Here is a 13,952-nt window from a genome sequence, read left to right as displayed (position 1 = left end):
GCGGCCTGGGTTAATCACCCGGGTCTTTCGATATGGCAGCCAGCCGATCGACCAGACGGTGGCTGCGAAACCGGCATCCTTCGTTTGAAGTATGCGTGCCCAGGCCTGATTAAGTACGTTGGGACAGCAAAATGACGGGTACGGTGATGCGGCTTCAGATATCTGGCGATCCGTCGGGTGATCCATGCGACGCCCTTGACGCGCACCTGCCCTCGACCGTTCAGCAAGCTCCAGCGACGCCGAGCTGGCTGAGCCCCGTGGGAGTCCCTCTCGATCTGAACGGTCCGGTCGATCGATCATTCGATCCCCTGGAAGCCGGCTTTGCGTGCGTCCCCGCCATCGAACACCTGATTGCGGTTACGGCGAAGTTCGCCGACAGGGTCGCAATCAGCGACGGCAATCACAGCTTCACCTACGCGCAGCTGTTGTCCCGCGTCTTGACCTTGGCCCAGGCGATCAGCGCGTTGATCCCGGAGCAGGAAGCCGTCGGATGGCTCTTGCGCAGCTCGGCCTGGCAGCCGATCGCCATGCTGGCGTGCATGGCAGCCGGACGAGTCCTCGTCCCACTCAATCCCCGCGATCCAGTTCAGCGGCTCACGGCTATCGCCGCGGCCGCCCGGATTTCCGTGCTGATCGGGCAAGACGGCGACAGCTCCGCCGGGTGGATCCAACAGCACGGCCTGCGCTGGCTCGACGTCGCCGGCGCCAGCGAACCTTCCGCAGCAACTTCAACACTCCCCAAGGTTTCGGTCGATGCGCCTGCCGTAGTGCTCTATACCTCCGGCAGCACCGGAGCTCCGAAAGGGGTCGTCAACAGCCAACGCAACCTGCTCCAGCGCGTCCAGCAATATGTGGACGCCTGCCACATAGGTGCGGCAGACGTCTTCATGCCTCTGAGCGGCCCCACCACGATCGCTGGTTGCCGGGAGATGCTGTCGGCTTTGTTGACGGGGGCAAGACTGCACATCGTCGACGTCGAGGCGCTCGGATTGCGCGGCGTTCTTCGCCAGATCACCACGCAACAGGTCACGATTACATACGTTGTACCAGCCCTGGTGCGTGCACTAATCAACGCAAGCCGGTCAGGCGATCTCGACTCGCTTCGCATGATCCGCATCGGCGGGGAGAAGGTCCTGTGGACCGATATCGCGCTCGTTCGGCGAGCGATACCACCCGGTTGCTTCATCCAGGTCAGCTATCTGTCGACGGAAACCACCGGCACCCAGTGGTTTCTTCCCAAGCAATGGCGAGAGGACGGCGTCAGCGTTCCTGTTGGCTACCTGCTTCCCGGCATATCGTACGCCGTGGTCGACGAAAGCGGGAAGCCCGTCCCGCACGGTGAAGTCGGCGAACTGGTGATCAAGAGCAGGTACGTCATGCTCGGATACTGGGAAGACGGTCGGCTTTCTCCGGCATCGCCCTCCCCGGATGACCCAAAGTCTCGCATCTATCGGACCGGCGACCTCGTCACCGTGGATACGCACGGACTGATGCGGATCGTTGGACGGAAGGGACGCCAGCTCAAGATCAATGGCCAGCGTGTCGAGCCGGCCGAGCTCGAGAGTGCGTTGCGCAAGCTCACCTATGTGAAGGACGCTGTCGCCGTCGTGACGGATGCGAACGAGCTGGTCCTGTTTGCATCGCCGGCCGATCCACCAAAAGCGCACTTCCGGACCGACGTTCGCAACAGCATCCGGCAGGCTGTTCCTGCGGCTTTGCATCCGACCAGGCTGCACGAGATACCGGAGATGCCGCGCCTTCCAGGAGGTAAGATCGATCACGCCAAGCTGAAACTGCTCGATCTCGAGAGCAAAACGACCTCGCCCGCGCCCGTGCCGACGATGCAAGGAATGGCCGAGGCCAACAGGATCGTGCAGCAGGTGTGGAGCAGCATCCTCGGCGTGCCGGAAGCTGCCGGACGCTGGGATGAGGCCGGCGGTGATTCCCTGAAGCTCCTGCGCTGCGTCATGGATATCGAAGACCTCATCGGCCGCGAAGTCAGCATGGAAGCGTTCACGGTCGATATGAGCGCTGAAGACATGATCCGGGCTATCGCGACGGTGGAGCCACCGGTGCGGCAGCGTCTAAACGACCAGATTCTCCCAGGTCTTGTCATACTGCCCGGCTCCATGGGGTATGGCCCGAGCATGGCCGCATTTGGCGCTCAGCTCGGCAAGGTGGCGCGGGTGATTCCGATTCGCTATCCAGATCTGAGCTGGAGCCTCGCGGGACGCGATTCCGTGCAGGAGATGGCCGCGATGGCCGTCGAACAGATCAATGCAGTCCAACCACGCGGCGACGTCCGAATGATCGGCTATTCCCTGGGCGGCGGCGTCGCCTTCGAAGTCGCAAGCCGGTTGATCGAACAAGGTCGTGCCGTCAAATTCCTGGGCATCCTCGACACCAATGTCGGCCCTCGCAGAGCAAATCACCGAGAAGCCCTCTCTCGCACGCTACAGCGGATTCGATCCCATCGAGTGACGATCTACCGCATGTTCTGTCGCTCGGTGGCGAAGTTCGCCGCTCGCTTGGGCCAGGAGGCTCGATTCTGCAGGCTCATCGACACCATTACATGGCCTCGCCTGGCAAATACGCGCTTCATGCTCAAGCTCGAGCTCGAGGAGATTCTCCGGATGCGCGCGTTCGGACGCTGGGTCGAGGATGCCAAGCCTCGTCTAGCCATCAAGGGGACTGTCTTTGCCTGTCATCGGCCTGGCGTGACGCCGCGCCTCGGATGGGACTCCCTGTTTGAAGAACTGGACGTGATTCCGATCGCCGGCGGACATCTTGATCTGGTGGTCGAGCCCCATCTCTCGATCAATCGCCCCGTCATCGAGCGCGCGATCGGGGCGTCCTGCTCCTGATCCACAACACAATGCTTTTTGGGGGGCCGGTCCTGCCCACCACAGGCCAGCACGGAGAGATCACGCGGGTTCGGCTCAAACCTGGCTCAAACCCGCCGTCTCGCGCTTGGGAGTGTCGCGTACGATCATCAGGGCCGCAGGTAGCTCCAGCCCTGCTCCTGAAGCTCCATCAGGCGAACAACCCCGGATTTGGTGACCTTCGCCTGCGTGATGAGAGGCACTTCTTTGCCCTCATTCTTGGTCATGTTCTCTCGTGTATTTCCGCAGGCCGAGAACGTAAGCTCGGGCGTTGTTTCGCTCATCATTTTGATGCGCCCCTTCACAGGCGAGGTATCGTCTCGCAGCATGTGCAGTCCTGGCCCGTAAGCGACGACTTCGACCTCGACCTTTTGACTGAGGTCGCCGTAGTGCTGAACGACGTTGCTGACGTTGTTGAGAGCGAGATTCATGACGGCCGGATCGTTGACGTCGACATGGATGACAAGTCGATGCGGCGGCTGCTTCCGAGGTGTCGCAACACCCATCTTGGCATTTGCGTTCCTGGCGGTAGTGCCGGGATTCTTGGTGGAGAGGGTGGATTGCGCAGAACCGCGGGTTTCGATGCCGCTAATGAGAACCAGTCCGACAGCCGCCACGCCGGCAAAAACGGCAAATGATCTGCTCATGACTGTGCTTCCTGCGTGTGTGATGAAGCGTGCACGTCGCAAGCTATTTAAGCGCAACCGTGGGGGCAAGCAGCTTTGGCCAAAGCCCCGCCCGATCTACTTAATTCCCATTGTCGGCGCACTACTCCGTTTTGGCTACCGCAACTGCGACATCGACATCGCGTCGATGAAAGCGCCGTCATAAACGACATGCCATGATCGCTACCAAGCATCATGATCCCTACCAAGCTACCAAGCATCATGGTCCCTACCAAGCAGTTGGGCGTCGCAATGGGGGTACACGGATTCGACTTGTCGAAAGGAACAGCCGTCGCGCTGAGCAAAGCTGCGCGCCGGCCCAGGCACCGGCAATTTGCGTTCCGCGAACTCGGATTGTTCGACATCGCTGACGGCTCGCGCGCATGCGACAGAGCCGGCCGGCTCATGGTGGTTCTGATCACCTGCTTTCTGCCGGTTCTGACTGGAACTGCCGATGCCAAATCCCAGGACGACGGCGACCGGGGTGCCTCCTACATCACACCGGCGATGCTCGATCTGTGCAGATGTACGCGCGGACCAGAGCAGATCGACGGGATTAAACAAAGACTGAAGCTCGTCCAACGCGCGGACGAGGCGCGACCCGCCGCGACACAGCCCGCTGGAAGCAGGCCCGCCGCGACCGGACCGCGCGGAGCGAGGACCGCGACCGAGCAGCCCCGCGCGGCTGCCGATGCCCCTGCGCAGGACATGACGTCTACGCCGCCCCCGGTGTCAAATGCGGCTCAAGCAGCTTCCGAGACGGAGCGGCTCAACCAGAACCTGTTGCTGGATCAGGAGCGGCAACGAGCGAACAAGCTTGCGCGCGAATTGGCTGCGGCTCGAGTGGAGCTCGACGCGGCGCGGCAGACCCAGACGCACACTGTCCGCGCCATGGAGATTGGTATTCAGCAAACGCAGGCGCTCGAACAGGAGCGGGAAAAGACCGATCATCTGTCACGTGAGATCTCCTTCCTGAAGGCGGAGCTCGACGTCGCAAGGGTTGCGGCTTCAAAGGCTATGCAGGCGCCCGAACCCGAACCGAAGCAGGAGCGTCCGGTCGACCGACGGAATGGGGCCAAACGCTTTGCCCTCCAGCTTGCCTCGCTTCGCTCGGAGCTTGAGGCCTCGCGCAACGCAGCATCCGAAGCCGCGAAGTCTGCCGCGGCGGAGGCCGCACAAAGGCAGGCTCTCGAGCGCGAACTAAAGCAGGAGCAGGACAAGACAGAAGCCCTGATCAGCGAACTCGGCCCCCTTCGGAACGCGGCCTCCGAGACCGCGAAGGTCGGCGCTGCAGATGTCGATCAACAGTTGACGCTGACGCGCGAGCTCGAGAAGCAGCGGGGCAGAGCTGAGAGCGCGGACCGTCAGCTGCAGTCCCTTCAGGCTGAACTCCGTGCAGCGCAAACCGCGAGCTCTGAGTTGGCTGCGGCCCGAGCTGCAGACGCCGAGCAAAAACTGGCACTGAAACGAGAGGTCGAGAAGCAGCGGGACAGAGCTGAGAACGCGGACCGCCAGCTGCAGCCCCTTCAGGCTGAACTCCGCGCAGCGAAAACCGCGAGCTCTGAGTTGGCTGCGGCCCGAGCTGCAGACGCCGAGCAAAAACTGGCCCTGAAACGAGAGGTCGAGAAGCAGCGAGACAGAGCTGAGAACGCGGACCGCCAGCTGCAGCCCCTTCAGGCTGAACTCCGCACAGCGAAAACCGCGAGCTCTGAGTTGGCTGCGGCCCGAGCTGCAGACGCCGAGCAAAAACTGGCACTGAAACGAGAGGTCGAGAAGCAGCGCGACCGAGCTGAAAGCGCGGACCGCCAGCTGCAGCCCCTTCAGGCTGAACTCCGTACAGCGCAAACCGCGAGCTCCGAGTTGGCTGCCGCCCGAGCTACAGACGCCGAGCAAAAACTGGCACTGAAACGCGAGGTCGAACAGCAGCGCGGTCGCGCGGACGCTCTCGCGCGCGAGGCGGCGTCGCTGAAGGATCAACGCGACCTGGCGCGGGCTGAAACGTCGGAGGCTGCACGAACCGCCGAGGCCGCCGCAAAGACCGCAGCCAAGCGCGAAAAGGAGCAACCGGGCAGCGGCGCGGCAACGCTCCCAACGTTCGCATCCGTCCGGGATCATCTGGCCGCATGGAATGCCTCCGCGGTTGTGGCGGCGCCCTCGCGTCAGCCCACCGGCCGCGCACCGAGCCAGAGCAGCCTCCAGCCCGCTGCTTCGCCTCCGCCCGCACCGTCAGCCTCCGCCCCGGTGCCACCGAGCGCGCAGATCACAAAGGGGGCTGCCCTGCCCGGCGCCGACTCGAAGGCCATGGCTTCGGTGGAGCGACAGGTCGCCGCGAGCGGAGCACCGCGCCCGCTTGCGAACGAGGAGCGACTGCTTGCGCGCGCCAGCGCATTGTTGCGGCAGTCCGACATCAACGGTGCCCGCGGCTTGCTGGAATACGTGCTTGGACATGGCAGCGCGCAAGCAGCCTTTATGCTGGCCGAAACTTACGATCCTCACATGCTGCAATCTTGGGACGCTCGCGGCGTCGCCGGCGATTCCGCGAAGGCGCGCGAGCTGTATGAACGCGCCCAGGCCGGCGGCATTCGAGATGCAGAAGGACGGATCAAGGGGCTCAAATAGCGGCTGGAGCGAGCCCCGGAAGCCAGACCAGAGAGTGGAGAGGCCCCATGTCATTGAGTAAGCTCGCGTTCACGGTCGCATTGGCACTGGTCGGCCTGCAGCTTGCTGCCAATGCCCAATCTCGCTCGCCGCGCGACCCGCCGGCGCCGACCGCGCCACGGAATGCCGATACGGCCGCGAAGGAACGTATCAATGCATGGACGGTGGGGCTCGCCGGAGGACTTATCGAGGGCGCACCGCTTCGGCTCGCCGCAGAGATCGCACGCGTCGCCAACGAGGAGGACAAGCTTCACGTCATTCCCATCGTGACGACCGGTGCGACCGAGAACGTTAATTCGCTGCTCTATCTCAAGGGCGTTGATGCCGCGATCATCAACATGGATGCCCTTGACGAGTACAAGGCGCAGGTTCCGTCGATCGAAAAGCGCATCGTCTATGTTCTCAACCTCTTCCCGGCCGAGCTGCACGTCTTCGTGCGTCCCGAGATCAAGTCGCTCGACGACCTCAAGGGAAAGAAGGTCAATTTCAACACCCAGGGTACGGCAGCCGCATACTCTGGTCCGCTGATCTTCAGCCGGCTGGGGCTGAACGTCGAAAAGATGTTCATTCCCCACCAGGTCGCATTGCAGCAGATGAAGAGCGGCGAAATCGCAGCGGTCGTCTTCATCACATCAAAGCCGGTCGACGCCTTCTTGAAAGGACGTTGGGATGATGGCTTCAAGTTCCTGCCGATCGAATACGACCCCAGATTTGAAGACTATTATCTTCCGTCGTCCCTCGATTCAAAGGACTATCCAAACCTCGTGCCGGCGGGCAAGCGGGTCGCGACCATTGCCGTCCCGACGATTCTTGCGGCCTACAACTGGCAGCCGCAGACCGATCGCTATCGGCGCATGGTGCGCTTTGTTGACCACCTGTTCGGACGGCTCGACCGGCTGCAATCCGCTGGCTTCGATACAAAATGGAAGGACGTGAATCTCCGCGCCAGCGTCCCCACTCTGGCCCGGTTTGGTCCGGCGCAGGAATGGCTCGATCGTTCGCCCAGCGCGACAGTCGGACTATCGCGATGAAGCGAACCGGTACCCTTGCGGCCGTCTTTCTCGTGGGTACCGGTCATCTAAGCTGCGCGCAAGCCGGCGACACGCCAGATCGTTCGAGGGCATGTGCGCAGTTTCAGGGAATGGAGCACATGACATGCGTCGACGAGCAGATTGGGGAAGCACCTGATCAGTCCTTCCAAGCTCCGCCGCCAAGTCCGAACTGGATCTTGAGTGAAACGACATCACCGGTGGACCACAAGCCGCAGATCGCCGCCCGGACCACCGCACGAGCCGGCGCGAAGGATGGGCCCTCGTCGCTCGCCATTCATTGTCGCGCCAATCGGACCGAGGTGTTGCTTTCCGCGGCGAGTTCCTGGACCAAAACTCCAGGCACCGACATGAGGGTCGTATTCCAGATCAATGATCAACCGCCTGTCGATCAGCGCTGGAGGGTTGTTGATGGCGGACGAAGTCTCGCCTTTCCGGGCGACGCCGCCCGCTTCATGAGCTCCATGCCAGGGGTGGGCCGCCTTCTGACCAAAGTGTATGCTGGAACGGCTGCGCCCTACGAGGAAACATTTGAACTGGCAGGTCTGGACGCCGTTCGCCGGCGATTTGCAAAGGTCTGCACCTGGCCGCCCAGCTGAATAGCCGCAAGTCGGACTGCACGGCTGACAGGGAAGACGTCACGCGAGAGGTGTGAATGCGATGAGCGAGACGATCAATGTAACCGAGGCTTACGAGCGAGGACGTACCCAATTCATGGGAATCGAACTGCAGGTCGCTCCCGGCGCCCTAGTGCCCCGGCCGGAGACGGAGTTGCTTGGCAGGACCGCGGTTGAAGCACTGCGCCGAGCACACCTCCCCTCGCCGCGGATCGTCGACATGTGCTGCGGCGCCGGCAATCTTGCATGCGCGATCGCGCTCAGTATTCCCGACGCTCGCGTCTGGGCGAGCGATCTGACTGACGGATGTGTCGAGCTCGCGCGACGCAATGCCGCGAGCCAGGGCGCCGAGACCCGCATCACCGTGCTCCAGGGCGATCTGTTCGAAGCTCTCGCAGGCCTGCAACTCGAGCAAACCATCGATATGATCGTCTGCAACCCACCCTATATCTCGGAATCCCGGCTCAAAGGCGATCGCGCCTCTCTACTCATGAACGAGCCGCGCGAGGCATTCGCCGCCGGGCCCTACGGACTGAGCATCCATATGCGCGTTACAAAAGACGCACCTCGCTACTTGCGGCCGGGAGGACTTTTGTTGTTCGAGGTGGGCCGCGACCAGGATCGACAGGTGGCAACCCTGCTCGAACGCAACGACGCTTACGAGAATGTCAGCGTAGTCTTGGACGACGCGGGCGCCGGTCGCGTCGTCATGGCGTACGCGAAGGGATAGCCGGGTTCGAGCACTTCCTCCACAATGATCGTTGGCATTGCAGCGTAGCACCCTGAACCCAGCGGCCCTTGCACGGGCCGGTCAGCGACAGCCTACACGTTCTCAGCTCTCCCGCATCCCGCGCCGGATCGCGTCCGTGATCGGCTGGGTCAGATAAGCAAGAATTGTGCGTTCTCCGGTTGCGATCAGGACGTCGGCCATCATGCCCGGCTTGAGCTTCTCGCGGACTTTGTCGGGGAATTGCGTCACCTGGACCGAGACTTTCACCTCGTAATAGGGCTGATGGGTGACATCGTCGCGCGTGGCGTCGGCCGAGATCGAAAGAACCTCGCCGACAGCGATCGGAGTGGAGCGCGCCTTGAACGAGGGAAGCCGCACCTCGGTCGGAAGGCCGAGCTGGACGTGGTTGATATCAAGTGCCGACACCCTTGCGGCCACCACGAGAACGTCGTTGTCCGGCACGATCTCCATCAGCACGTCGCCCGCCTTGATCACGGCACCGATCGTGTGAAGCTTGAGGTTCACGATCCGCCCCGATCGCGGTGCGCGTACTTCCATCCGGGCCAGGACATCGACCGCGACGCGCAGCTTCTCACGCGCATCAGCAAGCTGGGCGCGCGTGTCGGTGAGCTTCCCGGTCGCTTCCTCCAGCACCTTCTGCCCGACCTGATCGATCTGGAGCCGCGACTCGTCGATGATGCGGCCATAGCGAGCGATATCCGCTTCAAATGCGCCGATCTTGCCCTCGAGTTCGGCTCTGGAGCGCTCCAGCGTGGCGACGCGTGCGAACGCAACGATGCCCTGATCAACGAGCGGCTTGAGCTTGGTGTATTCCTGACTGACACTGTCGAACTGCGCGCGCGCGCCCTTGTTTTGCGCGGTATTCCCCTGGATCTGCCGCTGCGCCTGCGCGATACGTTCCTCGAGGATCGAGATCTCGATCTTTCGCGCAGCGCGACGTTCATCGAAGCGCCGCTTCTGGTCGCCCATTGCGCGTATCGCGTTCGGATCGGACGTCTTCTGGAGCAGCTCGGTCGGAAACGTGATGCTGTCCTTGCCTTCGGCTTCCGCCTGCAGGCGCGCCTCCTCGGCAACCGCCGAGTACACCGCCGAGCGAGCGATCTCTTCCTTGGCCCGCTCCTGGGTCGGATCGAGCCGCAACAGGACCTGACCTTCCGCGACATGAGAATCGCCTGTGACCAACAGGTTCTGGACGATGCCACCCTCGAGATGCTGCACCACCTTACGGTCGCTCTCGACAACGACGGAGCCGGGGGCCACCACGGCACCGTCGATCGATGCGAGGGCGGTCCAGCCGCCAAATACGCCGAAGGTCAGGAAGACGACCAGGAAGCCTCGCCGCGCGGGTGTCTGCCAATCGCCCGACGGATCCTCATCGTTGCCCACCGGCCCTCGGGGCCACAAGGTCGGCAGTTTCGTCTTGGCAAGATGGACCAGCTTGGCAAGATCTACCAGCTTGGCAAGATCGACCAGCGACCTTGTCATGGTCTCCGTCTTCGCAAGGAGTTTGCTCGGAGGTAGCGGCTCCTGCGCCACTTTATCTGCTTTGTTGAACTGCTTCAGAAGCTCCGCCAGTTCGTTGTGAAGAGCGTCCGTTCCCCGCTCCAACATCTTGTCCATTATTGCCTCGTCGCGTGCGCCTGACGCACTTGATTTGAAAGCTGTGCCGGACGGTGAGCGCCATCGGTTCGATGGTTGCCGTCAGCATGGTGATGACGATCGGCGCGATGATGTTCAGCGGGCTCGCGCACGTCGCGCCGCATCGGCGCAACCGTTTTGCCGAGCAGCGCGGGCAACATCTCCTCGCGCGTGCCGATTTGCCCGAGCCGTCCCTCGTGCATGAACACGATCTTGTCGACCGCGGCGAGCAGGTTCGGGCGGTGATTGATGATGACGATTGTCACCTTGCTCTGCCTCAGTCGCTGGATCGCATCGGCCAGGGCGCGATCGCCGTCGCCGTCGAGATTTGCATTCGGCTCGTCGAGCACCACCAGCACCGGCTTGCCGAACAGTGCGCGCGCGAGCCCGATGCGCTGCCGCTGACCGCCCGAAAGACCTGCGCCATTATCCCCGATGACGGTGTCGTAGCCCTTGGGAAGACGCTGGATCATCATGTGCGCCGACGCCAGCTGCGCTGCCTCGACGACCGCCTCGTCGGAGGCGTCGTCGCGGAAACGTGCAATGTTGTCACGCACGGTACCGGCGAACAGTTCGACGTCCTGCGGAAGGTAGCCGAGGTTCTGTCCAAGGAAATTGGCATCGAAATGCCTGACGTCGTTGCCGTCGATGCGCACGCAGCCGTGCACCAGCGGCCAGGCGCCGACCAGGGCCCGCGCCAACGACGATTTTCCGGAGCCGGACTGGCCGACCACGGCGACGACTTCGCCAGGGGCCAGCCGGAACGTGACGTCGGCGATGGCCGGCAGTTGCGATCCAGGGACAAGCACTGTCGCGGCCTCGACGGAGATTTCGCCGACCAGGGGCGGCAGCCGTGTCGGCTGTCGCTCAGTCGCGCGGTTCGCAAGCGCGCGATCCAGCCGGGCATATGATGTGCGCGCGGCAACCAGCGCCTTCCATTGCGACACCGCAGCCTCGACGGGCGCGAGCGCGCGTCCCATGATCAGCGAAGCCGCGAACAGAACGCCCCCCGAAATCTCCTGCTGGATCGCGAGATACGCGCCTACTCCCATGATGGCCACCTGAATCGCCATGCGCAGGAATTTGGAGATGGCGAGCAAGGTCCCGCCCCGCTCTCCGGCCGTAGCGCTTTCCAGCAACGCCTGACCATGAGTTACCGCCCAGGCGGCGCGGATCGCGGGTCCCATTCCAAGCGCGCGGATCGCTTCTGCGTTGCGCAGCGAGGACGTCAACCGGTCCAGTGCGTGAAGGTTCTTCGATGCGGCCGCATTCAGCGGCGCCTTCGTAACCCGCTCGTTGAGGAAGGCGAGCGTCAGGATGATGATCGCGCCGATCAGGGCGACCAGACCGATCAGCGGATGGAGCAGGAAACACATCGCGAGGAAGATCGGCGTCCACGGCACATCCATCAGCGACGTGATGACGCCCCCCGACAGCACCTCACGCAAGGTGTCGACATCGCGCAGCAGCTGAACGTGATGCGAGCTGCTCGTGCTCAGCGCCTGTCCGAGCGCGGTCTCGAACGTCTCGCCCGAGACGAACCGGTCGAAGCGCAATCCAGTTTGCACGAGAACCCGGCTGCGAAAATGCTCGAGCGTCGCGTAGCTGATGAAGAGCACGAGCGCGATGAGCGAGAGCAGTAGCAGCGTCATCCCGTTTCGGCTCGTGAGCACCCGATCGTAGATCTGCATGGTGTAGATCGGCGACACGAACACCAGCAGATTGATGAAGATGGATAGTCCACCCGCCGCGAGCAGGCCGGGACGTATCCGACGGAAGACATCCGCGAGCGCAGACTGTTTTGCCGAAGCGTGCATGTGCATATCCGGGCCGCCCTTCGCCGGGCGGCGGTAAACGGTTGAAAAATTGCATGCGATCGAGCGTCAAGACGCCCGCATTTCAACATTCCGCCGTGCGCGAAATGGTACCCCGCCTCTCGACCGCCCCGGTGATCGCGAGGAACTCCCCAGAGTGGACATGCGCGCAGCGCACCGCGCGCATGTCCTTGTCGATGTAGACGACCTACGAGCTTACGAGTGCCACCCGTGATGATCGTTGTTGTGGTGAGACATCCAATCAGTCAGATGCGCTACGAACGAGCCGGTGTCCGGCGTATCCGTCTGCCCAGAATCGGCATCCGCAGTCGTGTTCGACGTCGCAGTGTGACCCCGCCACCAGGAATGATCTCCGGATGCGGACGACGTGCTGGCATTATTGAGCCACTGCGAGAAATCGAGCCCACCACCGTTGTGGTTGTGCCCGCCACCGCCGTTGCCCGCCTGCCAGGACGAACCGCCCCACCAGCCGCCGCCGCCGCCGCCGCCGTGGTGATGACCACCCCAGCCGCCAGTATCCGTCGAACCGCCAGTTGACGGATCAGTCGTTCCGTCCGAGCCCGACACGGGAGGGGTGCCTCCGGTGCTACCGCCAGCATCGGCAACCGGCGGCGTGGAGCCGTCCGTGCCGGTGCTACCGCCACCGTCCGCAACCGGCGGCGTGTTGCCGCCCGTGCCGGTGCTACCGCCAGCGTTGTCAACCGGCGGCGTGCTGCCGTCCGTGCCGGTGCTACCGCCAGCGTTGTCAACCGGCGGCGTGCTGCCGTCCGTGCCGGTGCTACCGCCAGCGTCCACCGGCGGCGGCGTGTCGGTCACCGGATCGGTAACGGGATCGGTAACAGGCGGAGCGGTCGCGCCCCCCGTGCCATGGCTCGTATTGTGCGCAAGGAACACCTGCTGCAGTGCCGGCAAATTCTCGAGCGCAGTGTCGCCATTCTGCGATCCCCACGCGTAAGCATAGTCAAAGGCCGGATTGGGAACGAGGTCCGCCCAATGATCGATCATTGCCTGCTCTTGCGCGGCAGTCGGCACAGCGACCTTGCTGCCGGTTTCGGTGGACCAGCCGCCGCCGCCGAACGCCTGATAAACCGGAACGATGGAGTCGAGCGGGATTCCGGCTTGCTCAGCGGCAGAGACGTACTTGTCGATCGTGCTGAGGTCGACGTTCGGACGGTCCGTCCACACCGGATACCAATCGAGACCGAAGTAGTCGATGTGGGTGTTCGCCTGGTTGTAGCTGTTCATGTAGTTCGGATCGTCCGATGATCCAGTGTTCATCAGGACGGTGAACGTCTTGGCCCCGGGATCGTGCTGATGAATCCAGTCGGATTCAGCCTTCAGATCCGCGGGGTCGGCTTGCGGTCCCCACTGACCGGTCAGATCAGGCTCATCCACAAGGTAGAAGCCGAACACTTTCGGATTGTTGAGGAACGGCGTCACCTGGTCGATAAAGTCCTGAGTCACGCCGTGGTACTGATCGAGCCAGACCAGACCCTGCACACCGTCGGGCAGTGCATTCACCTGGTCGACATACTGGACATCTGCGAGATTAAAGCCAGCTTCAGCTGGTGCGAAGTTACCTTGCGAGTCCAGACCCCCGCCCGCAGCGTAGTGTAATGTTGCCAATGATATTCCCCTGTCAGTGTTGAAAGCCCCCAGTGACCTGTAGGTCTGAGCGCCCGACAACCGATCGTGCGTCCCACCGAGGTGAACGTATGTTTACGTTTGAGGCAGGAATCTCCGTTCCATTGGGCGTAACCAAGGGATTATTGTGCTGAAAGTTTGCACAACAACGCGCCAACGCTGATCGCCGGATCTGCGGGAAAACTTGTTTTGAAAGACGATTCAACGATATGC

At 62.7% G+C, this 13,952-nt stretch carries 9 protein-coding genes; 5 read left to right on the top strand and 4 right to left on the bottom strand.

Going from position 1 to position 13,952, the window contains the following annotated elements; translation table 11 throughout:
* Positions 1 to 131 precede the first annotated feature (131 nt).
* Positions 132 to 2,864 carry an AMP-binding protein gene (locus ABIA90_RS02485; protein WP_354117159.1) on the top strand — a complete coding sequence of 911 codons (2,733 nt, stop codon included), beginning with the start codon at positions 132 to 134 and terminating at the stop codon, positions 2,862 to 2,864.
* Between the two features lie 128 nt (positions 2,865 to 2,992).
* Here the strand turns inward: ABIA90_RS02485 and ABIA90_RS02480 are convergent, their stop codons facing one another.
* On the bottom strand, positions 2,993 to 3,529 hold the full coding sequence (locus ABIA90_RS02480; RefSeq protein WP_085400996.1) for a DsrE family protein: 537 nt from the start codon (positions 3,527 to 3,529) through the stop codon (positions 2,993 to 2,995).
* 291 nt (positions 3,530 to 3,820) lie between these two features.
* Here ABIA90_RS02480 and ABIA90_RS02475 point away from each other — a divergent pair, with 291 nt between their 5' ends.
* From ABIA90_RS02475 to ABIA90_RS02460, 4 genes are all read left to right on the top strand, one after another.
* Positions 3,821 to 6,166, top strand: coding sequence for a hypothetical protein (locus ABIA90_RS02475; RefSeq protein ID WP_354117158.1), 2,346 nt, complete (start codon positions 3,821 to 3,823; stop codon positions 6,164 to 6,166).
* A 47-nt stretch (positions 6,167 to 6,213) separates the two neighbouring features.
* A complete protein-coding gene (locus ABIA90_RS02470; RefSeq protein ID WP_071915362.1) occupies positions 6,214 to 7,236 on the top strand; it encodes a TAXI family TRAP transporter solute-binding subunit in 1,023 nt (340 codons plus the stop codon).
* A gap of 119 nt (positions 7,237 to 7,355) precedes the next feature.
* Positions 7,356 to 7,853, top strand: a complete 498-nt coding sequence (locus tag ABIA90_RS02465) for a hypothetical protein (protein ID WP_166351811.1) — start codon at positions 7,356 to 7,358, stop codon at positions 7,851 to 7,853.
* 61 nt (positions 7,854 to 7,914) lie between these two features.
* Positions 7,915 to 8,601, top strand: a complete 687-nt coding sequence (locus tag ABIA90_RS02460) for a N5-glutamine methyltransferase family protein (protein WP_354117157.1) — start codon at positions 7,915 to 7,917, stop codon at positions 8,599 to 8,601.
* A 102-nt stretch (positions 8,602 to 8,703) separates the two neighbouring features.
* On the opposite strand, the gene ABIA90_RS02455 is transcribed toward ABIA90_RS02460, so the two are convergent.
* From ABIA90_RS02455 to ABIA90_RS02445, 3 genes are all read right to left on the bottom strand, one after another.
* Entirely contained in the window at positions 8,704 to 10,242 is a 1,539-nt protein-coding gene (locus ABIA90_RS02455; RefSeq protein ID WP_354117156.1) for an HlyD family type I secretion periplasmic adaptor subunit, read from the bottom strand.
* A complete protein-coding gene (locus ABIA90_RS02450) occupies positions 10,242 to 12,083 on the bottom strand; it encodes a type I secretion system permease/ATPase (protein WP_354117155.1) in 1,842 nt (613 codons plus the stop codon). The genes ABIA90_RS02455 and ABIA90_RS02450 overlap by 1 nt, the downstream gene beginning before the upstream one ends.
* Positions 12,084 to 12,290: 207 nt before the next feature.
* Complete coding sequence (locus ABIA90_RS02445) at positions 12,291 to 13,721, bottom strand: calcium-binding protein (protein WP_354117154.1); 1,431 nt, start codon at positions 13,719 to 13,721, stop codon at positions 12,291 to 12,293.
* Positions 13,722 to 13,952 lie beyond the last annotated feature (231 nt).

It is taken from the genome of Bradyrhizobium sp. LA6.8, assembly GCF_040547935.1.
Lineage (GTDB): Bacteria > Pseudomonadota > Alphaproteobacteria > Rhizobiales > Xanthobacteraceae > Bradyrhizobium > Bradyrhizobium barranii.
Note: the sequence above shows the minus strand (reverse complement) of the source record. Positions and strands in the feature narration are given on the sequence as shown.

Coding starts and splice junctions, on each gene's coding strand:
- ABIA90_RS02485 (WP_354117159.1), top strand. CDS start 132: ATGACGGGTACGGTGATGCGGCTTCAGATATCTGGCGATCCGTCGGGT.
- ABIA90_RS02480 (WP_085400996.1), bottom strand. CDS start 3,529: ATGAGCAGATCATTTGCCGTTTTTGCCGGCGTGGCGGCTGTCGGACTG.
- ABIA90_RS02470 (WP_071915362.1), top strand. CDS start 6,214: ATGTCATTGAGTAAGCTCGCGTTCACGGTCGCATTGGCACTGGTCGGC.
- ABIA90_RS02465 (WP_166351811.1), top strand. CDS start 7,356: ATGACATGCGTCGACGAGCAGATTGGGGAAGCACCTGATCAGTCCTTC.
- ABIA90_RS02460 (WP_354117157.1), top strand. CDS start 7,915: ATGAGCGAGACGATCAATGTAACCGAGGCTTACGAGCGAGGACGTACC.
- ABIA90_RS02455 (WP_354117156.1), bottom strand. CDS start 10,242: ATGGACAAGATGTTGGAGCGGGGAACGGACGCTCTTCACAACGAACTG.
- ABIA90_RS02450 (WP_354117155.1), bottom strand. CDS start 12,083: ATGCACATGCACGCTTCGGCAAAACAGTCTGCGCTCGCGGATGTCTTC.